A 20,204-nucleotide genomic window follows, 5' to 3' on the forward strand; every position below is an offset into this window, starting at 1 on the left:
TCCGTCAACAAGCAAACCTGAACCGGGCGCCTCACCCTGCCGCGTCGTCTCGACCGGGGCGGGCCGCGAAGTATGCACGCTCGCGATACGATTGTGAAGGGGTGTTGGATTATTTGTCGATCAGTGCTTCCTCGACGTGGTGCGTCCAGTGGGGGCTTGCGCAGCAGCGCTTGACGCAGCGCATGCAGCTGCCGGAAGGTCCCATCGACTTTTAGACGGATGGATCGGCGCATGGCACACGCGGGGCGGATTGCATTGGCTGTACTGGTGGGATGGCTGTTATCGGGTTGCGCATCGGGCATGGAGCGGTGGGTCGAGCTGGAAGGACAGCGCTACCGGGTGGAGGTAGCGGCAGACGCGGCCAGCCGCGCGCAGGGGCTGATGTACCGGGACTCCCTCGCTGACGGCCATGGAATGCTCTTCATCCACGACGAACAGGCGCCCCAGGCGTACTGGATGAAAAACACCCGCATCCCGCTGGACATCCTGTACTTCGACAACGAGCGCCGGCTCGTCTCCCAGCAACGTGACGTGCCGCCCTGTTCGGCGGGAGACCGTTGCCCCCCGTACCCCAGCGAGGCACCGGCGCGGTTCGTGCTGGAGCTCAATGCCGGTCAGGCGGCAAAGATAGGGCTGCGCAATGGCGCTGTGCTGGTGATTTCACCTTCTATCGCCGTGCCCGAGACGAACGCACATACCGAACGCTAGACCTCGATCATCTCGAAGTCGTCCTTGGTCACGCCGCAATCCGGACAGGTCCAGGTCTCGGGAACGTCCTCCCAGCGCGTACCGGGGGCGATGCCCTCTTCGGGAAGGCCGTCGGCTTCCTCGTACATGAAGCCGCAGACCACGCACATCCACGTGCGGTAGTCGGCGGAGGTGGTGTTCTGGGTCATGGTGGGATAATGCTGCGCGGAAAGACCCGATTGTCCCACCACCCCGCCTGAGGTCAACACGCCCAGATGAATGAGACTCGCAGCCCGCGTGGCCTGTATGCGATCACCCCGGACGAGACGGACACCGCCCGCCTGCTGTCGCGGGTCGATATCGTCTTGGCGGCGGGGGCGACATGGCTGCAATACCGCAACAAGCGCGCCGACGAGAAGCTGCGCCGGCAGCAGGTGGCGGCCCTGCAACCGCTGTGCGCCCGATACGGCGTCGCGCTGATCATCAACGACGACTGGCGACTGGCGGTGTCGATGGGAGCCGATGGCGCCCACTTGGGGAAAGACGATGGCGAGCTGGCGGAGGCGCGCGCCGCGCTCGGCGCGTCGGCGATTCTCGGTGCCTCGTGCTATGACCGTCTGGAGCTTGCCCAACGCGCCGTCGCGGCTGGCGCCAGCTACGTCGCCTTCGGGGCGTTTTTCGCGTCCGCGACCAAGCCGCTGGCACGGCGCGCGACGCCGGACCTGCTTGGTGCGGCGTCCTCGCTGAACGTGCCGCGGGTGGCGATCGGGGGCATCACCGCCGAGAATGGCCGTCAACTGGTCGAGGCGGGCGCGGACCTGCTGGCCGTCATCAGCGGCGTCTTTGATGCGCCCGACCCGGCCGCTGCGGTGCGCGGCTACCTGGGGTGCTTCCGGACCGGCGCAGCCGCACCTTGATCGCTCGTCGCCGTTGCAGCCGGCGCACCTTCCAACCGCACACCATCCGACCCCACATCCCTTACGAGTAAATCGATGACCCACGACCGTTCGCACGACCTCTTCACCCGCGCCTCCGAGTTGCTTCCCGGTGGCGTGAACTCGCCGGTACGCGCATTCAAGTCGGTCGGCGGTGAGCCGTTTTTCGCTGCGCGAGCACTCGGGCCGCACCTGTTCGATGTGGACGGCAACCGCTACGTCGACTATGTCGGCTCTTGGGGTCCGATGATTGCCGGCCACGCGCATCCCCAGGTGCTGGATGCGGTCGCGCGGACCATGCGCGACGGGCTCAGCTTCGGCGTTCCCAACGCGTTGGAAGTCGAGATGGCCGAGGCGATCACCCGCATCGTGCCGGCGATGGAGATGCTGCGCATGGTGAACTCCGGCACCGAGGCGACCCTGTCGGCGATCCGGGTGGCCCGCGGCGCCACCGGGCGCTCGCGGATCGTCAAGTTCGAGGGCTGCTACCACGGCCATGGCGACAGTTTCCTGGTCAAGGCAGGCAGCGGCGCATTGACCTTCGGCCTGCCCAACTCCCCGGGCGTGCCCAAGGCCCTGGCCGACCTCACCCTGACCCTGCCCTACAACGACTTCGACGCGGCAACGGCGCTGTTTGAGGAAGTCGGCGAGGAAATCGCAGGGCTCATCATCGAACCGATCGTCGGCAATGCAAACTGCATCCTGCCGCGCGAGGGCTACCTGCAGCACCTGCGCGACCTGTGCACACGCCACGGCGCGCTGCTGATCTTCGACGAGGTGATGACCGGCTTCCGGGTGGCGCTGGGCGGTGCCCAGGAACGCTACGGCATTACCCCTGACCTGAGCACCTTCGGCAAGATCATTGGCGGCGGGATGCCGGTCGGTGCATACGGCGGCCGTCGCGACCTGATGAGCCAGGTGGCGCCCAGCGGGCCGATCTACCAGGCGGGCACGCTGAGCGGCAATCCGGTGGCGATGGCCGCCGGGCTGGCCACGCTGGATCTGATCCAGGCTCCGGGCTTCCATGCAGCGCTGGAGGCGAGCACACACGCGCTGTGCGACGGACTGGAGGAGATTGCACGCGAGGCAGGCGTCGCGTTCCACACAACACGCGCGCCGGGCATGTTCGGCCTGTATTTCCGCGAGGGCCCGGTGGAGACCTTCGAGGATTCGGCGGGGTCGGATGCGAAACGCTTCGGCCGGTTCTTCCACGCGATGCTGGAGCGCGGCGTCTACCTCGCGCCGTCAGCGTTCGAGGCCGGCTTCATGTCCAGCGCCCACGGCGAGACGGAAATCGCCCAGACCCTGGAAGCGGCACGTGGCGCGTTCGCGGAGATCGCCGCGGCGTGACCGCGTAACCGCGTGATCGTGCGGCGGGGTGACGGTCGCCGCCGGACCGCGCCCAGTTGATCCCGTGGCATGTGCCGCCTGGGCGCTCACGACTCCCCGCCGTCCAAGTACAGCGCGTTGACTTACGGCGCGTCACCCCGTGGCGCGGCCACATGCACTTGCAGCGCCGCGCGGAGGCGCTGCAGGCCCTCGGCCACGTCGTCATCGCCGATGTTCAAAGCGGGCACAAAGCGCAGCACGTCCGGTCCGGCCTGCAGCAACAGCAGGCCGTGCTCCAGACAGCGTTCAAGGACGGTGCCGGCCTCGCCGGAGCGGGCCGGCTGCAACTGCGCGCCGATCATCAAGCCGCGGCCACGGATCTCGCCGAAAACGCCCAGCTCCCGATTGATTTCGTCCAGGCCGGCACGCAGCGCCTGCGCCTGACGCGCCACATTCGCCAGCACAGCGGGTGATGAGATTTCGCGCAGTGCCACCAAAGCCACCGCCGCCGCCAACGGGTTGCCGCCGAATGTACTGCCGTGCTGGCCGAACCCCATCGCCCCGACGGCCGCCGGACCGACCAGCATCGCGCCGATCGGAAAACCGGCTCCCAGCGCCTTCGCCAAGGTCACCACGTCCGGGCGCACGCCGTAGCCGTCGCAGGCGAACAGCGTGCCGGTGCGACCCATCCCGCACTGGATCTCATCCAGCATCAGCAGTGCGCCGTGGCGATCACACAGGGCCCGCAGGCCATGCAGGAAAGTGTCGCTCGCCGGGGTGACGCCGCCCTCGCCCTGGATTGGCTCAATCAGGACGGCGCATACGTCCCCGGCGGCCATTGCTGCTTCCGCGGCCTCCAGGTCGTTGAAGTCGCTGTAGCGGAACCCGCCCGGGAGCGGCTCGAAACCGGCCTGGTATTTCGGTTGCGCGGTGGCCGTCACCGTGGCCAGGGTGCGTCCGTGGAAACCGCCGCGGAAGGTCAGGATGACGCGGCTGCCGGGCGCGCGGCCCTGCGCGGCCGCCCACTGCCGCGCCAGCTTGATCGCGGCCTCGTTGGCCTCCGCGCCGGAGTTGCAGAAGAACACCTGCTCGGCAAACCCGGCCGCGTCCACCAAGGCCTGCGCCAGTTTCAGCGGCGGCGCGCTGACGAACACGTTGCTGGTGTGCCACAGCTTTTCGGCCTGGGCGGTCAGCGCGGCGATCAGTGCCGGATGCGCATGGCCGAGCGCGTTGACCGCGATGCCGGCGCCGAAGTCGACGTATTCGCGGCCGACGCTGTCCCACACGCGTGACCCCTGGCCACGATCGAGCACGATACGGTGCGGCCGGTACACCGGCAGGTAGTAGCGTTCACTGAGCTGGTGGAGTTTGGCGGGATCGGTCATGGCACTCGGGTAGGCGGTGGGCGAGCAGGTATTCTCCCCGATACACGCCCCGCCCGGCTTGCCATTCCTGCCGGTCACGCCCTGCCGGTCCCGTCCTGCCGGGCGCGGTGCCCTCGGAGGAACACGATGCGCCTGTTGTTCACGCCTCAACTCAACCCCGCCACCGAAAGCGGCTGGCGGCGGCGCTGGTTCGAGATCATCTACCACCACGACACCCCGCCGGCGCGCAACTTCGACCTGCTGCTGATCCTGACGATCCTCGCCAGCGTGATCGTGATCATGCTCGACAGCGATCCGTGGCTGCACATCGACCACGCCCAGGCGCTGTACCGGATCGAATGGGGCTTCACCCTGGTGTTCACCGCGGAGTACCTGCTGCGGCTGGTGGTGGTCAAGCGCCCGCTGCGGTACGCGCTCAGCATGTGGGGCGTGATCGACCTGCTGTCGATCCTGCCGACCTACCTTTCTTTCTTTTTACCTGGCACGCAGGCGCTGCTGGTGGTGCGCATCCTGCGGGTGCTGCGGGTGTTCCGGATCCTCAAGCTGACCCGCTACGTCGAGGAAGGCAGCGTGCTGACCGGCGCCCTGTGGCGCAGCCGTCGCAAGATCTTCCTGTTTGTCAGTGTGCTGCTGACAATCGCGCTGATCTTCGGTGCGCTGATGTACGTCATCGAAGGTCCGGAGTACGGCTTCAGCACCATTCCCACCGGGATGTACTGGGCCATCGTGACCATGGCCACGGTGGGCTTCGGCGACCTCGCCCCGCAGACCGGCATCGGCCGGCTGATCACCTCGACCCTGATCCTGATCGGCTACAGCATCATCGCCGTGCCGACCGGGATCTATACCGCCGAACTGGCCACCAGCATGCGTCGGGCAAAAGGCAAGGAGCGCGAGCGCCATGACAACCGTGGCTGCCCGGTGTGCGGCCTGGAAGGACACGAGCCGGACGCGCGCTACTGCCGACGTTGTGGCGGCGCGCTACCCGAGCATATGGACTGACCGGGAAGCGCCTACCACTGACCGGTGTTGGGCATGGAGGCCCAAGGCTCCGCGGGCGGCAGGCGCTCACCCTTTTGCAGCAACTCTATGGAGATCCGGTCGGGTGACAGCACGAACGCCATGCGTCCATCGCGCGGCGGACGGTTGATGGTCACGCCCAGCGACTGCAGGTGCGCGCAGGTCGCATAGATATCGTCGACTTCAAAGGCGAGGTGGCCGAAGTTGCGGGCGTTGCCGTAATCCTCATCCGACCCCCAGTTGTGGGTCAGTTCGATCTCGACCTCCGGATTCTCCGGTGCGCCGAAATACACGAGGGTGAATTTACCCTCCTCGCTGTCCATCCGACGGGTCTGCTTCAGGCCCAGGCCTTCGGTGAAAAACCGGCTGGTCGCCTCCAGATCATGGACGCGCAGCATCGCGTGCAGGTATTTCATTGAATTCTCCTCGTTGGCGCGGGAAGCGCGCTATTGCTTGCGAGCGGGCGCGGTCACAGGAACAGGTCGGGCAGGAGCTCGCGCGACGGATCAACCGCGTAGCCGGAGAAGTCCTCCACGCCGGCCTCGGCAAGCACCTCGTCATCGATCAGGAACCGGCCATGGAATCCGGCCGCCTCGCGCACCAGGACGGCATGGGCGGCATCGGCGACGATCTCCGGAGTGCGGCAGCCGGCCATGTCCACGCCGGGAATCATGTTCAGCGCGTCAGTGGCGATGATCGTGCGCGGCCACAAGGCGTTGACGGCGACGCCCTGCGGGCCGAATTCGGCCGCCAGGCCGATGGTCACGAAGCTCATTCCCATCTTGGCCAGGGTGTAGCCGGTATGCGGGCCCCACCACTTGGGATCCAGGCTCGGCGGCGGCGCGAGGCTCAGGATGTGTGGATTGGCTGCCCCCAGCAGGTGCGGCAGGCAGGCCTGCGCGCACAGGAAGCTGCCGCGCGCGTTGACCTGTTGCATCAGGTCGAAACGCTTCATCGGCGTGTCGAGCGTGCCGCGGAGCCAGATCGCGCTGGCGTTGTTGACCAGGATGTCGATCCCGCCGAACGCGTCCACGGTTGCCGCGACGGCGGCCAGGACCTGGTCCTCATCCCGGATATCGCACTTGAGCGCGAGCCCCTTGCCGCCGGCGGCATCCACCTCGGCGGCGACCGAGTGGATCGTGCCGGCCAGCTTGGGATTGGGCGTGGAGGACTTGGACGCTATGGCGACATTGGCACCGTCGCGCGCGGCGCGCAGCGCGATGGCGCGACCGATGCCGCGCGACGCGCCGGTAATGAACAGGGTCTTGCCGGACAGGGTGGCCATGGCAGCTCGACTGGTTGGGGAAGGCGGCCATTGTAGGCCGGCGGCCCTTCGATCCGCCGATCGCCCGGTCAGGGTTGCGGGCCGCGGCCTTCGTTGTCTTCCCACTTCAGCAGGCGGCGGGTGACGAACCGGTACACCGGTTTGCCGGTGGCGAACCAGGCATCGCGCACCCACGAATGGCGCTTGAGTACCCGCCGCTCTACCGGTGTGATGTGCTGCGGGCAGTAGGTGCGCTTGTGCTTGAGCAGGTGGCGCAGGTCTTCGCGTGCGAGCAGGCGCATCCATCGAGAGCGCGGGTTGCCACGGACCGCCAGCTGGAAATCGATGATGCCTGGGCGACCGTCGTCCAGGACCAGCCAGTTGGCCTCCTTGGCCAGGTCGTTGTGGGCCAGCCCGCACCGGTGCAATTGCCCCAGAAGCCGTCGCGCCTGACGGAAGTAGGCCAGATCGCCGTGTGGCGGCGACAGATACATCGGCGCTCCTGCCATGTAGCTGCGGTCAAGCCGTCGTCCGTCCCAGTTGAGCAGCAGCGGCACGTCCTGCATTCCGATGACGCGCTGCAAACCCCGCGCCTCGCGCCGGGCCAACCACCATGCCGGCAAGCGCAGCCACAGCGGCACATGGCCCAGATCCCGGCGCACGAACACGCCCTGCGGACCGCGCATCAAGGAGATGCGCCCGAAACTGTCGGCCTTGAGCGCCTCCACCTCGACGGCTGCACCGGTGCTATCCAACGGAGGTTTGCTGACGGACATGAGGCGCAAGTCTACGGACTTGCCTCCCGCAGGTGCCATCGCCCGGCGAGTGGTACGCACCTGCGCCAGGCCGACTCGGCCATGAATCATGCCCAAACTGATCGGCGGTGCAGGCGCTTCACCGGCACCCGTGCATGCGCCCGTCGCGCTGCCCGCTGCCATAATGCCGTGATGAATCCCGCGTGGCTCGAAACCATTACCGAATGGATCGGTACCCATCCCATCGCAGCCGGCGCGCTCATCTTCCTGATCGCCTTCTGCGATGCGCTGGTGATCGTCGGCATTGTGGTGCCCGCCTTGCCGCTGCTCTTCGCCGCGGGCGCCCTGATCGGTCTGGGCCATGTCAACGGCCCCTATGCACTCGTATGCGCCGCCGCCGGAGCGTTTGCCGGCGACGGCTTGAGCTACTGGTTCGGCCGTCACCTGGGGCCGCAGCGGTTGCGCGCGCACTGGCCGTTCCTGCGTTACCCGCAATGGCTCGACCGTGGCGAGACGATGTTCCGCCGGCACGGCGTGAAGAGCATCCTGATCGCGCGCTTCGTCGGCGCGGTGCGGCCGTTCGTGCCCGCCATCGCCGGCATGCTGCACATGCCGGTCAAGCGCTACGCACTCCCCAGCGCCTTCGCCGCGTTTGTCTGGGCCGGATTGTTCCTCGCCCCCGGCTGGGTGCTGGGCGCTTCCTACGACGCGGTCGCAGCGGTCGCTGACCGCCTCGCACTCGCTTTGGGTGGGCTGGCCGTTGCAATTGCGCTGGTCTGGGCGGTGGTGCTCTACAGCTGGCGGTGGTTCGCCCAGAACGCCGACCTGTCACTGGCGCGCCTGCTGGCGTGGACCCGTCGCCACCCCAAGCTGGGCCGGTACGCCCGCGCCCTTGTCGATCCCAATCGGCCGGAATCCGCCTCGCTGGTGATGCTGGCGGTCTCGTTGCTGGCGATCAGCTGGGGCTGCTTCGCGTTGTTGGCGACCCTGCTCGCCAGCGGCGGGCCACTGGCGCTGGACCACCACATCAACGACGTGATGTGGGGCCTGCGCAACCCGCTCGCCGATGGCCTGATGGCCGGTCTGGCGAGCCTGGGCGATATGCAGGTGCTGGGAGCGGCGGCGGCGGTGGCCTTGGCGTACCTGCTCTGGCGGCGGCGCTGGATGGCCGCTGCGCACTGGCTGGCCGCACTGGTGTTCGGTCTGGCGCTGACGGCGTTGCTGGAAGCAGTGATCGACATGCCGCGTCCGCCTACCGCGCCCGCAGGATTCGGGTTTCCGTCGGTGACGGTGACGATGACCACGATCGTGTTCGGCTTCTTCGCCGTACTGATTGCCCGCGAGCTGCCGGGACGCAAGCGGGTCTGGCCCTACCTGCTGGCGGGCGTGATCACCGCGGTGGTCGCCTTCGCACGGCTGTATCTGGGCGCGCACTGGTTCAGCGATCTGGTCGGCAGCGCGCTGTTCGGGCTGGTCTGGCTGCTGATTCTGGGCATTGCCTATCGCAGCCATGTCGCCCGCTCTTTCTGGATGCGCCCGTTGGCGGCGGTGTTCTACCTCACCTTCGTCGCCGCGGGGCTGTGGCACGCACCGCGCGCGGCCGACCGGCTGTTGCCGTTGTTCGAGCCCCCGGCACCAACCATCTCTGTGGATCGGGACACCTGGTGGCGCGATGGCTGGACCAGACTCCCTGCGCAACGCAATGAAAACGATGCCCGCCGCCGCTGGCCGCTCGACGTCCAGGTCGCAGGTTCACTGGCGCCTTTGCAGGCCGCGCTGGAAGCCGCTGGCTGGCAGGTGCAGCCGCAGGCGGACTGGGCCGCGACCCTCAACCTGCTGGACGACGACACTCCAATCGGCGAGCAGGTGGTCCTGCCGGCGACCCTGGATGCGCATGCCGAAAGCCTGTTGATGCTCCATCCCGGGCGCACGCCACACGAGCGCTACGCACTGCGCCTGTGGTCCGCCCCCGTGATGCTGGAGGACGGCGCGCCGTTGTGGCTTGGCACGACCCAGACCCTGCACCTGAGCAAGCCGCTCGGCGCGGCGGTTTTGTGGCTGCCACGCCCGCACGACGGCGAGGCGCACGCAGTGCTGACTGCGGATCTGGCCGGCTTTGATATGCAGCAGGGCCTGCACCCGCACAACGGCGTCAATGTGGTCCGATTGCAAACCAGCCCCTGAGCGGCGGATCCGGCGTCAGGCTTCGTCCGGCAACAGCACCAGCAGACGGTCGAGGCGCTCATGGGGATCGTCGATCTGCAACAGCTGCTGGCGCTGCTCATCCGCCAGTGGCAACAGTTCTGCCAGCCGCCAGCCAATCCATGACGCATCGTCAAACAGGGCCTGCTCGGCCTTGGCGTACTCGCCGCCGAAACGCTCCAGAATGCCGCGCAGAAGGGTCGAGAGCAGCCCGTGCTCGGGCGACAGCATCGATACCGGCTCCGGCTCGCACCAGTCGATCCGCGCGACCTGCAGGCCGTTGTCGCGGATGCGTACGTCGCGCACCCGGAACCTGCGTGTCCCGCGCACCTGCAGTGTGAGCAGGCCGTCCTCGCCGAGGTCGAAATCCTCGATGCGCGCTTCCGTGCCGTAGGCCGCCGCAGCGCCGTGGGTCTTGCCGTCGCCGTCGTCCTCGAGGATCAGGCAAACGCCAAACCCCGATTGGTTGCGGCCACACTCCCGGATCATGTCCAGATAGCGCGGCTCGAACACCCGCAGCCCCAGCGGCGCGCCCGGCAGGAGCACGGTGGGCAACGGGAACAGGGGAAGCATCTCGGAGGTGGTATCCATGGCCATCGCCCCAGCCTAGCGCAGCGGCGGCCGCTCCTGAAGCGCGGCCAGAAAGCGGCGCGGCGCATTGTCGAAACCGCCATTGGACATGAACAAGACATGGTCACCGGGCCGCACTTGCGCGACGAGATCGGCCACCAGCCTCTCGACATCCGGCGCCGTGCTGCCTTCACCACGCAGCCCCGCGACCACCGCACCCGCGTCCCAGGCCAACTCCGGGCGATGCAGGAACACGACGGCATCCGCCTGGGCCAGCGAAGGCGCCAGTGCATCGGCATGCGCACCCAGCCGCATCGAATTGCTGCGCGGCTCCAGCGCCGCCACGATGCGGGCGTCACCGACCCTGGCGCGCAGGCCGGCCAGGGTGGTCGCGATGGCAGTGGGGTGGTGGGCGAAATCGTCGTGGACTGTGATGCCGGCGTACTCGCCAACCCGTTCCATCCGCCGTTTGACGCTGTTGAACCCGGCCAGCGCGCCGAGCACTCCGGGCAGGTCGACGCCAACCCGGTGCGCGGTCGCCAGGGCCGCCAACGCGTTCATGACGTTGTGCCGGCCCAGCAACGGCCACGTCACTTCGCCCACCTCCACGCCGTCGTGGATGACGACGAATCGGCTGCCATCGTTGGCCAGCAGTCGGGCGGTCCAGTTGAACGCAAACGCCGGCGACACCGGAGCGATCGCCCCCGCGGCATCCAGGCCGAAGGTCTGCACCGGCGTCCAGCAACCCATCGCCAGCACTTCGGCCAGATGCGCGTCCTCGCCGTTGACAACCAGGCAGCCGCGGCGCGGCACCGTTCGCACGAGATGGTGGAACTGGCGTTGGATCGCGGCCACGTCGGGGAAAATGTCGGCGTGGTCGAACTCCAGATTGTTGAGGATCGCGACCAGCGGGCGATAATGGACGAACTTGCTGCGCTTGTCGAAGAAGGCGGTGTCGTATTCGTCCGCTTCGACCACGAACTCACGACCCGTGCCCACCCGCGCCGACACCCCGAAGTCCTCGGCCACACCGCCGATCAGAAAGCCCGGCCCTCGTCCCGCGGCCTCCAGCAGCCACATGAGGATCGATGTCGTGGTGGTCTTGCCGTGAGTGCCAGCGACGGCCAGAACGTCCCGCCCCGGCAGCACGTTCTCTGCCAGCCACTGCGCGCCGGAGGTGTAGTCGCGGCCGTCATCGAGCACCTGCTCGACCGCCGGATTGCCCCTCGACAGCGCGTTGCCAACCACGATCTGGGCGCAGTCATCGGAGATGTTGCGCGGCTCGTACCCTTGACGCAGCTCGATGCCCAGCGTTTCCAGCAGCGTGGACATCGGCGGATAGACCGCCTGGTCGCTGCCTTCCACCTGATGCCCCAACTCGCGGGCGAGCGTTGCCACGCCGCCCATGAACGTACCGGCGACGCCAAGGATATGCAGTTTCATCGCGCGATCAGCCGACCTCGGGCACCGGTTTCAACGCCGAGACGATCCGTGCGAACACCTCGTCCAGCGAGCCGACGCCATCGACGACGCTGAGCTTGCCGCGCTGGCGGAAGAAGTCCACGACCGGCTCGGTCTGGTCCGAGTACACCTTCAGGCGCGTGCGGACCGACTCGGGGGTGTCGTCGGCGCGGCCTTCGGCCTTGGCGCGTCCGGCGATACGCTCCACCAGCAGCTCGGAGGGTACGTCCAGCTGCACGGCGGCGTCCATCGGCTGTCCGATGCGCTCCAGCAGTGCGGTCAGCGCATCGGCCTGGGCCAGGTTGCGCGGATAGCCGTCCAGGATGAAGCCGCCCTTGGTGTCCTGCTGGGAGAAACGGTTTTCCAGCATGCCGAGCAAGATCTCGTCAGAGACCAGCTCGCCACGGGCCATCACTTCCCTGGCCTCGATGCCCAGCTTGCTTTCCGCAGCCACCTCGGCGCGCAACAGGTCGCCGGTGGAAATGTGCGGGACCTGCAGGTGTTCCTTGAGGCGCACGGCCTGGGTGCCCTTGCCGGAACCGGGGGGGCCGAGAAGTACCAATCGCATCGCTGTCTCCTGTGTCTGAATATGGCGCTGGCCAGGCGTGTGTACCTGTGCCATACGGGGCCGGCGCTACACTCGCAGCAGCCTCTCAACCAGCCCGGGCAAACGGCAATCAGCTTAACGCATCCTTGCCGGCCGCCGGCGTTCATATTTCTGGAATCCCCATGTCTACTGGAACACTGCTGTACGCCCAGTCGGGTGGCGTCACTGCCGTTATCAATGCCACTGCCTCGGCGGTCATCCAGACCGCGCGCAAGCGCAAGGTCAAGGTGCTGGCCGCGCGCGACGGCATCCTTGGGGTGTTGCGCGAGGAGCTCATTGACACTTCCAAGGAGTCGATTGCCGACATCCGCGCCCTCGCCCACACCCCCGGCGGCGCGTTTGGTTCGTGCCGACTCAAACTCAAGTCGCTGGAGGAGGACCGTTCCAAGTACGAGCGATTGCTCGAGGTCTTCCGCGCCCACAACGTGCGCTGGTTCCTCTACAACGGCGGCAACGATTCGGCGGACACCGCATTGAAGGTGTCCAGCCTGGCCGCCGAGTACGACTACCCGCTGCACTGCATCGGGGTGCCCAAGACCATCGACAACGACCTGGCGCTGACCGACTGCAGCCCGGGCTTCGGATCGGCAGCGAAGTACACCGCGGTGTCGGTGCGCGAGGCGACGCTGGACGTCGCGGCGATGGCCGAGACCTCCACCAAGGTCTTCATCTACGAGGCGATGGGGCGCCACGCCGGCTGGCTGGCCGCCTCGGCCGGGCTCGCCGGCGAAGGTCCCAACCAGGCACCCCACCTGATCCTGTTGCCGGAACGGACCTTTGATGAGGCAGATTTCCTGGCCAGGGTGAAAGCCACGGTCGAGCGCGTCGGCTATTGCGTCGTGGTTGCCAGCGAAGGCATCCGCAATGCCGATGGCGCGTTCATCGCCGACGCGGGCGGGCGCACCGACTCGTTCGGGCACAAGCAGCTGGGCGGCGTCGCCTCGCACCTGGCTGGTCGCGTGCAGGACACGCTGGGCTACAAGGTCCACTGGGCGCTGCCGGATTACCTGCAGCGTTCGGCCCGCCACCTTGCGTCCAGAACCGACCTGGAGCACGCGCAGGCCGTCGGCGCCGCCGCGGTGGAGTACGCGCTGGATGGAATGAACGCGATGATGCCCGTGATCGTTCGCACCGGCGATGCACCCTACGGGTGGAAAGTCGAAGCCGCCCCGCTGTCGAAAATCGCCAACAAGGAGAAAACCCTCCCTGCCGGCTTCATCCGCCGCGATGGCTATGGCATCACCGACAAGGCGCGAGCCTATCTGGGTCCCTTGATCCGTGGCGAAGCGCCGCCGCCGTACGGCACGGACGGGCTACCCGAATACGTCACGCTGAAAAATGTGGCCGTACCCGCACGGCTTGCGCCCTGGCACGAATAACGGATTTCACGCTGTGCCATAGTCGCCGGGCAATCGGAAATTCCACGTCGTCCACTTCTATCTGGGGAGAGGTTCATGCTGGAGCATTACGGTCTGTTCCTGGCGCTTGGCTGCGCCGTCATCGCGATCCTGTACGGGATCATCTCGGCGCGTTGGATCAACGCGCAGCCCGCCGGCAACGCACGCATGCAGGAGATCGCCGGGGCGATCCAGGAAGGGGCTCGCGCGTATCTCAACCGGCAATACCTGACCATCTCCGTCGCGGGGGTGGTCTTGTTCGTTTTGATCGGCGTGATGCTCGGCTGGTGGACGGCGGGCGGTTTCGCATTGGGGGCGATCCTGTCGGGCGCGGCCGGCTACATCGGCATGAACGTGTCGGTCCGCGCCAACGTGCGTACCGCCGAGGCCGCGAGGCGCGGCATCGGTCCGGCGATGGACGTGGCGTTCCGGGGCGGCGCGATCACCGGCATGCTGGTGGTCGGACTGGGCCTGCTTGGCGTAGCGGGTTACTGGCTGCTGCTGGCCCGGGTGGGCATTGTTGGCGAGCCGGCCTTGCACGCCCTGATCGGGCTCGCGTTCGGCTCCTCGCTGATATCGATTTTTGCGCGACTGGGCGGCGGCATCTTCACCAAGGGTGCGGACGTGGGCGCGGACCTTGTCGGCAAGGTCGAAGCCGGGATCCCGGAGGATGACCCGCGCAACCCGGCGGTGATCGCGGACAACGTCGGCGACAACGTCGGTGATTGCGCGGGCATGGCCGCCGACCTGTTCGAGACCTACGCGGTGACGGTCATCGCCACGATGCTGCTGGGCTACCTGATGGTGGATGAGGTCGGCGCCAATGGCGCGCTGTACCCGCTGGTGTTGGGGGGCGTCTCCATCATCGCCTCGATCATCGGCACCCTGTTCGTGAAGGTGAAGGCTGGCGGGTCGATCATGGGCGCGTTGTACAAGGGCGTCATCGTGTCCGCGGTGCTTTCGGCGATCGCGTTCTACCCGGTCACCACGATTCTGATGGCCGACTTCAGCGGCGGTACGCTCAACCTGTACCTGTGCGCGCTGGTGGGCTTGGCATTGACCGGCGCGATCGTCTGGATCACCGAGTACTACACCGGCACCCAGTACACGCCGGTGCGGCATATTGCGCAGGCCTCGACCACGGGGCACGGGACCAACATCATCGCCGGGCTGGGCATCTCGATGAAGTCCACCGCGTGGCCGGTCCTCTCGGTGTGTGCCGCGATCTGGGCCTGCCAGATGCTGGGTGGCCTGTACGGCATCGCGACGGCGGCGACGGCGATGCTCTCGATGGCCGGAATGATCGTGGCTCTGGATGCCTATGGCCCGATCACCGACAACGCCGGTGGCATCGCCGAGATGGCCGACCTGCCACCCGAGGTGCGCGACATCACCGATCCGCTGGACGCCGTTGGCAATACAACCAAGGCCGTGACCAAGGGCTACGCGATCGGTTCGGCGGCGCTGGCGGCGCTGGTGCTGTTCGCCGACTACACCCACAACCTGCAGACCAACAATCCGGGCGAGATCTTCACCTTCGACCTGTCGGACTACCGCGTGATCATCGGGCTGCTCATCGGAGGCCTGATCCCATACCTGTTCGGGGCGATGGCGATGGAGGCGGTCGGACGCGCGGCCGGTGCGGTGGTGGAGGAAGTGCGCCGCCAGTTCCGCGAGATCCCGGGGATCATGGCCGGTACGGCCAGGCCCGACTACTCGCGCGCAGTCGATATGCTGACCAAGTCGGCGATCAAGGAAATGATCCTGCCGTCGCTCCTGCCCGTCGCCGTGCCGATTGTGGTCGGCCTGGTGCTCGGTCCTGTGGCGCTGGGCGGCGTTCTCATCGGCACCATCGTCACCGGCCTGTTCGTGGCGATCTCGATGACCACCGGCGGCGGCGCCTGGGACAACGCCAAGAAGTACATCGAGGACGGCAACTTTGGCGGCAAGGGCAGCGAAGCGCACATGGCCGCGGTGACCGGCGATACCGTCGGCGATCCCTACAAGGACACCGCCGGTCCGGCGATCAACCCGCTGATCAAGATCATCAACATCGTGGCCTTGCTGATGGTGCCGCTGCTTTGATCGACAGGCGCCCGTCACGGTGACCGGAGTAAAAAAAGCCCCGCTTCGGCGGGGCTTTTTATTGCACGGCCTTCACAGGCCTGCGGCGCAAACGGTCAGGGGGTCGAATCCGCAAACACGCCACGATCCAGATCGAACCACGCGGTGCACACGCGTTGCTGGCTCTCCACCACCGCAAACGAAGCCCGCCAGAGGTCAACCCCGTCCACCTTCTCGCCCGCGCTGAAGTCGTCGTCGGTAAAAGGCGCCACGCCCACGCACCAGCGCAGCCGGTCGCCCTCAAGCGACACCGGCAGCGCGAACTCGAAGCTGCCTTCCACACTGGCTCCTGGGGCCAGCTTGGCCGCCAGCGGCGTTGGCGGCGAGGTTGGCGCCGGAGTTGGCAACGGCAAGGCCTCATGACTGAGCGTCACCCCGCCCTCCTCGTCCACCGCGAAGAACGGCGCCGGCACCGCACCCGCGGCGTGCTGCCGCGACAGCACGGCGTGACGGTCGCCGCGATCAAACACCGCCACCGCTTCATCGCTGGCATTGTCGATCCGGTACGCCACCTTCAACAACCGCTTGGAGGGCGAATAGTCGAAGGTCGCTTTCACGGCCGCGAGGGTTCCGGTGGCTTCGGTAGTGACAGCGCGGCTTGTGGACATTGAATCAGGCTCCGGAACGCTCGGGGACGGGTCGGCCGCACCGGCCTGTTGGGTCGGTCCGGCAACACCCGATACTGCCGGCGCCGCTGGGGAGGCACAACCCGTTGCCAATACGACCATTGCGGCGAGAGCCGCCGCAATGGTCGAACGTGGCACGGGTCGGCCGTTACGAAGATTAGTCATGCAGACTCCGCGTTTGGCCCGATCTTACAGGGTGTAATTCGGCCGGTCCGGCAAGCCGAGCTCCTCGCGGAAACCGTTCTCGGTGAGATGGTCGGGGTTGGCAGTGGTGGGCGGCGTGGACGGATCGCCGTCAAAGTCGAAGGCGGGAGCGCTCGTCTCCAGGCCAACCGCCTGCCGCTCGGCGTTCGGCACGCTGCCCGAATCCGGTCCTTCACCGCGGTAGATGCCGGGCTGGAACGTACCGTTGACGCCGTTATAGGCGTGCGACATCTCGTGGTAGAGCACGCCGATCGGGGTCGGGAACGCGTCCATGTGGAAGCTTGGGTTGTAGCTGATGGTCACGTCACCGCCCGCTCCCGGGCGACCGTTGACGATGTCCGCATCGCGGCTGAAGGTCTGGGCGTAGCCGTTCTGCTCGTTGGCGAGCTCCCGGATGGTCACGACGTTGCCCTTCTTCTCGGCCGCTGCGTCGAACTCCGCCAGCATCTTCTGGCCGACCGGCGATGCCCGCAGCATGTCCAGCTCGGCACCTATGCGCTGGGTGAAGGCATCCGAGCCCTCGACCTTGATGCTCTGGCCCAGCGAGGGATCGATCTCAACGTTCACCACGGTGTCGTTGGCTGCGGTGGCTGAATTGATCAGGTCACCGACCGATTGCGCGTGGATGACATTGTTGCCACCTGCGGTGTCGACGCGATTGCTGCCGGATCCGGTGTAGATCACGTCATTACCGGTGCCGCTGCGGATCACGTCGTCGCCGCGTCCACCGGAGATGATGTTGTTGCCGTTGCCTCCCTGGATGACGTCGTTGCCCGCGCCACCTTCGATGAAGTTGTCGCCGGCTCCGCCGTGGATGGTGTCATCACCATCACCGCCGTGAATGACGTCCACCGCGCCGCCGCCGTGAATGGTGTCATTACCGCTGTTGCCAAAGACGTCGTTGCGCCCCCCGGTGGTGATGATCGTGTCGTCACCGGCGCCGCCGTCGATGCGGTCATCGCCGGCGCCGGTCTGGATGAAGTCGTTGCCATCGCCGCCGTCGACCACGATGTTGACCTTGACGTTGGGCGCGACGCAGATCACGTCATCACCGGCGCCGGCGCGGATGGTCAGCTCCTGGCTTTCGCCCAGGCGCATCTCGTACTGCTCGCCGTTGACCGAGACATCCAGCGTGCCATCGTCGCGCTGACCGACATTGATCCGGTCATCGCCCGCGCCGGTGGTCAGCACCAGCTGATCGCTGCTGACGTAGGTGCGGCCGTAGCCGGCATCGGCCATGGTCTGCTCGCGGGTGATGTCGACCTGCTCACCCTTGTGGATCTCGGCACGCTCGACGGTCTTGCCGTCCGGGGTGCTGTCCGGTGGCAGCGGCTTGCCGCGCGAGCTGCCCTGGATCTCCACCGCGTCAGCTGCCTTGCCGCTTCCCTCACCGACAGGATCTGCTGTGGAGATGCAGGTCAGCGGCGCGGATTCACGCTCGGCCGGATTGTTCCAATAATCGTTCGCCTGCAGGCGCGGATCGGCGTGGGACTGGGTGGCGGACAGGTTGAGCGACAGGGACATGACAGGTACCGGTTCAGTGGACTTGCCATATAGATACGCACTGGTACGGACGGCGCCAAGCTGGGGCATACCCGAGGGCGGCCCACGCAACGTGCTAGAACCATCCACATCAGGGGCAACTCGCAGCTTGCTGCATCGCAGCAGTGGGAGGGGTAAAATGATCGGCTTTCCCGGCGTCGCTGATGACGCCCTACATCCTGGAGCAATCATGGGTCTGGACCACGTCACCACCGGCGACAATCCACCGGAAGAAATCAACGTCATCATCGAGATCCCGAAGGATGCCGAGCCGGTGAAGTACGAGGTCGACAAGGAGTCGGGAGCGATCTTCGTCGACCGCATCCTGTCCACGCCGATGCGCTACCCATGCAATTACGGCTACGTGCCCCACACCCTGTGCGGCGACGGTGACCCCGCCGACGTGATGGTGATCCTGCCGCTGCCGCTGATCCCCGGTTCGGTCATCCGCTGCCGCCCGGTTGGCGTGCTGAACATGAGCGACGAGGCCGGCAAGGACGAGAAGATCCTCGCGGTACCGGTCGCCAAGGTGTTCGCCGGCTACGGGCACATCCACGACATCGACCAGGTGAGCCCGCACTGGTGCGAGCGCATCGGCCACTTCTTCGAGCACTACAAGGACCTGGAGAAGGACAAGTGGGTCAAGCTGGACGGCTGGGGCAATGCCGCCGAGGCCAAGGCCGTGCTGGTGGATGCAATGAAGCGTCACGAGGCGGACGTTGCGGCGAACGCGGCAATCTGACAAGCCGGAGGTATGATCTCGAACCGACCCCTGCTCAAGCTTCCGGGATAACGTCAAAGGCCAGGCTTATGCGTGGCCGGGTCCCGGAATAAGGTGTGGTGTGGTGAAAGAAGTAGGAAGGAAAGCAGAGCAGTTGCCCGCTGGCCGGGCTGTGCACCAGTTCAAGAGGTTGCCCGTCCAATGACAGTCGCGTCGGCGGATGGCCAAAGATCAATTGGCCATCTCCTTGGTGTGTCGGATCGCCGGAGTCGATGTACACCACTCCGCTCATCCACCCGGCCGGGTGAATGTGCGAACTTTGACACCCTCCCTCACGCAAAACGGTACACCACGCTTGGATACGCCAGTGCTTCGGGATCCCGAGGATCCAGGGATGCTGCGACAGTCCAGCATCGCTCCCAAGCGCGTCCAGGCGACGTGCAACGAACGCTTCCAACCGAGCGAATACGGAATAGAACGGCGACTGGGGAGTCGAGTCCAACATCGGCGTTTGTCGACCGAAGCGTGTCGAACGTCCCGACGGCTCCCACTGCAGATCGGGATGGGCCAGCGCGGCCTCCCTTAGCGTGAAAAGATCGACAAGCTCAAACGCGTCACGATCCTCCGCCATCAATCGGCCATAATCCATCAACGCAGCCGCTTGATCATGCCGACCGGACTCATTTGCTGCCAAATAGAGCCCCGCCAACGCGCTCTGGTCCTCTGGCACAAGGCGCAGTGCCCTCTCAAAGCGGCGCGTCGCCTCGGTAAATCGCCCGGATGATACCAGGCAGTATCCGAAATCTGTCAACGCCGCGGGGTCACTCCCGGTCATCGACTCCACCTCAGCATGCAGTCGCAAAGCGTCGTCCAAGCGTCCATCCCCACCCAGCGCGTTGGCTAGGCTGCGCATCAACTGGGGGAACTTCGGACGCAGGGTCAGCGCACGCTCAAGGAAGTCGACCGCTTTGCCATAGTTCTCGTCGCGCAGATGGATAATGCCCGTGTTGACGATTGCCTCCAAGTTATCGGGCACCAGTTCAATGACACGGGCGAATTCCGTAATCGCCGAGTCGGAGCGACCTGCGGCGCTGTAGGCCATCGCACGATTGAAAATGAGCGCTGGCGAATCCGGATTCCTTTCAAGCGCGGCGTCGAAGTTGGCAATGGCTTGTCCATACTGCTGCTTCCGAAGGTGCGCCAACCCAAGAAGTGCGTGTGCTTCGCCGCTGTCAATGGACCGGAGGGCGCTATCGTCCAGGATCTGGAACACCTGATCCACACTGCCCTCCTGCAGCGCCGCTCGCGCGTCCTCTATCACCGATATGCCAATCATCGTCGAGCTCCAACAAAGTCAAGCATCACGCACACTCAT

The 20,204-nt window shown here is 66.3% G+C and carries 19 protein-coding genes; 8 read left to right on the plus strand and 11 right to left on the minus strand.

The features are described from left to right. Window positions 1-231: 231 nt before the first annotated feature. The gene (locus KZ491_RS09085; RefSeq protein ID WP_222565574.1) at window positions 232-708 is read left to right on the plus strand and encodes a DUF192 domain-containing protein; all 477 of its coding nucleotides are present in this window, start codon (window positions 232-234) and stop codon (window positions 706-708) included. Here the strand turns inward: KZ491_RS09085 and KZ491_RS09090 are convergent. After that, the gene (locus KZ491_RS09090) at window positions 705-896 is read right to left on the minus strand and encodes a rubredoxin (protein WP_222565575.1); all 192 of its coding nucleotides are present in this window, start codon (window positions 894-896) and stop codon (window positions 705-707) included. The two genes, KZ491_RS09085 and KZ491_RS09090, sit on opposite strands and share 4 nt — an antisense overlap. 66 nt (window positions 897-962) lie before the next feature. Here KZ491_RS09090 and thiE point away from each other — a divergent pair, with 66 nt between their 5' ends. Further along, window positions 963-1,604 carry a thiamine phosphate synthase gene (thiE, locus tag KZ491_RS09095; protein WP_222565576.1) on the plus strand — a complete coding sequence of 214 codons (642 nt, stop codon included), beginning with the start codon at window positions 963-965 and terminating at the stop codon, window positions 1,602-1,604. A gap of 75 nt (window positions 1,605-1,679) precedes the next feature. Next, window positions 1,680-2,972: a glutamate-1-semialdehyde 2,1-aminomutase gene (hemL, locus tag KZ491_RS09100; protein ID WP_222565577.1), complete on the plus strand. Its 1,293-nt coding sequence runs from the start codon at window positions 1,680-1,682 to the stop codon at window positions 2,970-2,972. Between the two features lie 122 nt (window positions 2,973-3,094). On the opposite strand, the gene KZ491_RS09105 is transcribed toward hemL, so the two are convergent. After that, window positions 3,095-4,336, minus strand: coding sequence for an acetylornithine/succinylornithine family transaminase (locus tag KZ491_RS09105; RefSeq protein WP_222565578.1), 1,242 nt, complete (start codon window positions 4,334-4,336; stop codon window positions 3,095-3,097). A gap of 126 nt (window positions 4,337-4,462) precedes the next feature. Between KZ491_RS09105 and KZ491_RS09110 the strand changes: the two genes are divergently transcribed. After that, window positions 4,463-5,338 carry an ion transporter gene (locus KZ491_RS09110; protein WP_222565579.1) on the plus strand — a complete coding sequence of 292 codons (876 nt, stop codon included), beginning with the start codon at window positions 4,463-4,465 and terminating at the stop codon, window positions 5,336-5,338. Between the two features lie 11 nt (window positions 5,339-5,349). Here the strand turns inward: KZ491_RS09110 and KZ491_RS09115 are convergent, their stop codons facing one another. The 3 genes from KZ491_RS09115 to KZ491_RS09125 all read right to left on the minus strand — a co-directional run bounded on the left by KZ491_RS09115 (window position 5,350) and on the right by KZ491_RS09125 (window position 7,375). Next, complete coding sequence (locus KZ491_RS09115; protein WP_222565580.1) at window positions 5,350-5,772, minus strand: VOC family protein; 423 nt, start codon at window positions 5,770-5,772, stop codon at window positions 5,350-5,352. Window positions 5,773-5,825: 53 nt separating this feature from the next. After that, a complete protein-coding gene (locus KZ491_RS09120) occupies window positions 5,826-6,641 on the minus strand; it encodes an SDR family oxidoreductase (RefSeq protein ID WP_222565581.1) in 816 nt (271 codons plus the stop codon). A 68-nt stretch (window positions 6,642-6,709) separates the two neighbouring features. Beyond that, a complete protein-coding gene (locus tag KZ491_RS09125; RefSeq protein ID WP_425493133.1) occupies window positions 6,710-7,375 on the minus strand; it encodes a protein kinase family protein in 666 nt (221 codons plus the stop codon). 192 nt (window positions 7,376-7,567) lie between these two features. On the opposite strand from KZ491_RS09125, the gene KZ491_RS09130 reads away from it, so the two are divergent. After that, window positions 7,568-9,559, plus strand: a complete 1,992-nt coding sequence (locus tag KZ491_RS09130; protein WP_222565583.1) for a bifunctional DedA family/phosphatase PAP2 family protein — start codon at window positions 7,568-7,570, stop codon at window positions 9,557-9,559. Window positions 9,560-9,574: 15 nt separating this feature from the next. Here KZ491_RS09130 and KZ491_RS09135 read toward each other — a convergent pair whose 3' ends face one another. From KZ491_RS09135 to KZ491_RS09145, 3 genes are read right to left on the minus strand one after another with little or no spacing between them, the layout of a single operon-like run. Continuing rightward, window positions 9,575-10,174, minus strand: a complete 600-nt coding sequence (locus KZ491_RS09135; protein WP_222565584.1) for an LON peptidase substrate-binding domain-containing protein — start codon at window positions 10,172-10,174, stop codon at window positions 9,575-9,577. 9 nt (window positions 10,175-10,183) lie between these two features. Then, window positions 10,184-11,590, minus strand: a complete 1,407-nt coding sequence (mpl, locus tag KZ491_RS09140; protein ID WP_222565585.1) for a UDP-N-acetylmuramate:L-alanyl-gamma-D-glutamyl-meso-diaminopimelate ligase — start codon at window positions 11,588-11,590, stop codon at window positions 10,184-10,186. A gap of 7 nt (window positions 11,591-11,597) precedes the next feature. Next, window positions 11,598-12,176 (minus strand): adenylate kinase, encoded by a 579-nt coding sequence (locus KZ491_RS09145; protein WP_222565586.1) that lies wholly within the window; start codon window positions 12,174-12,176, stop codon window positions 11,598-11,600. Window positions 12,177-12,337: 161 nt separating this feature from the next. On the opposite strand from KZ491_RS09145, the gene KZ491_RS09150 reads away from it, so the two are divergent. Further along, window positions 12,338-13,594, plus strand: a complete 1,257-nt coding sequence (locus KZ491_RS09150) for a 6-phosphofructokinase (protein WP_222565587.1) — start codon at window positions 12,338-12,340, stop codon at window positions 13,592-13,594. 75 nt (window positions 13,595-13,669) lie between these two features. Next, window positions 13,670-15,697 carry a sodium-translocating pyrophosphatase gene (locus KZ491_RS09155; protein ID WP_222565588.1) on the plus strand — a complete coding sequence of 676 codons (2,028 nt, stop codon included), beginning with the start codon at window positions 13,670-13,672 and terminating at the stop codon, window positions 15,695-15,697. 95 nt (window positions 15,698-15,792) lie between these two features. Here KZ491_RS09155 and KZ491_RS09160 read toward each other — a convergent pair whose 3' ends face one another. Together KZ491_RS09160 and KZ491_RS09165 are read right to left on the minus strand one after the other, a co-directional pair. Continuing rightward, window positions 15,793-16,344: a hypothetical protein gene (locus KZ491_RS09160; RefSeq protein ID WP_222565589.1), complete on the minus strand. Its 552-nt coding sequence runs from the start codon at window positions 16,342-16,344 to the stop codon at window positions 15,793-15,795. 207 nt (window positions 16,345-16,551) lie between these two features. Beyond that, window positions 16,552-18,090 (minus strand): M91 family zinc metallopeptidase, encoded by a 1,539-nt coding sequence (locus KZ491_RS09165; protein WP_222565590.1) that lies wholly within the window; start codon window positions 18,088-18,090, stop codon window positions 16,552-16,554. Window positions 18,091-18,298: 208 nt separating this feature from the next. On the opposite strand from KZ491_RS09165, the gene ppa reads away from it, so the two are divergent. Beyond that, complete coding sequence (ppa, locus tag KZ491_RS09170; protein ID WP_222565591.1) at window positions 18,299-18,850, plus strand: inorganic diphosphatase; 552 nt, start codon at window positions 18,299-18,301, stop codon at window positions 18,848-18,850. Window positions 18,851-18,884: 34 nt separating this feature from the next. Here the strand turns inward: ppa and KZ491_RS09175 are convergent, their stop codons facing one another. Next, window positions 18,885-20,165 carry a tetratricopeptide repeat protein gene (locus KZ491_RS09175; RefSeq protein WP_222565592.1) on the minus strand — a complete coding sequence of 427 codons (1,281 nt, stop codon included), beginning with the start codon at window positions 20,163-20,165 and terminating at the stop codon, window positions 18,885-18,887. Window positions 20,166-20,204: the final 39 nt, after the last annotated feature.

Origin of the sequence: Novilysobacter antarcticus (assembly GCF_019802285.1) — a bacterium.
Taxonomy (GTDB): Bacteria; Pseudomonadota; Gammaproteobacteria; order Xanthomonadales; family Xanthomonadaceae; genus Novilysobacter; species Novilysobacter antarcticus.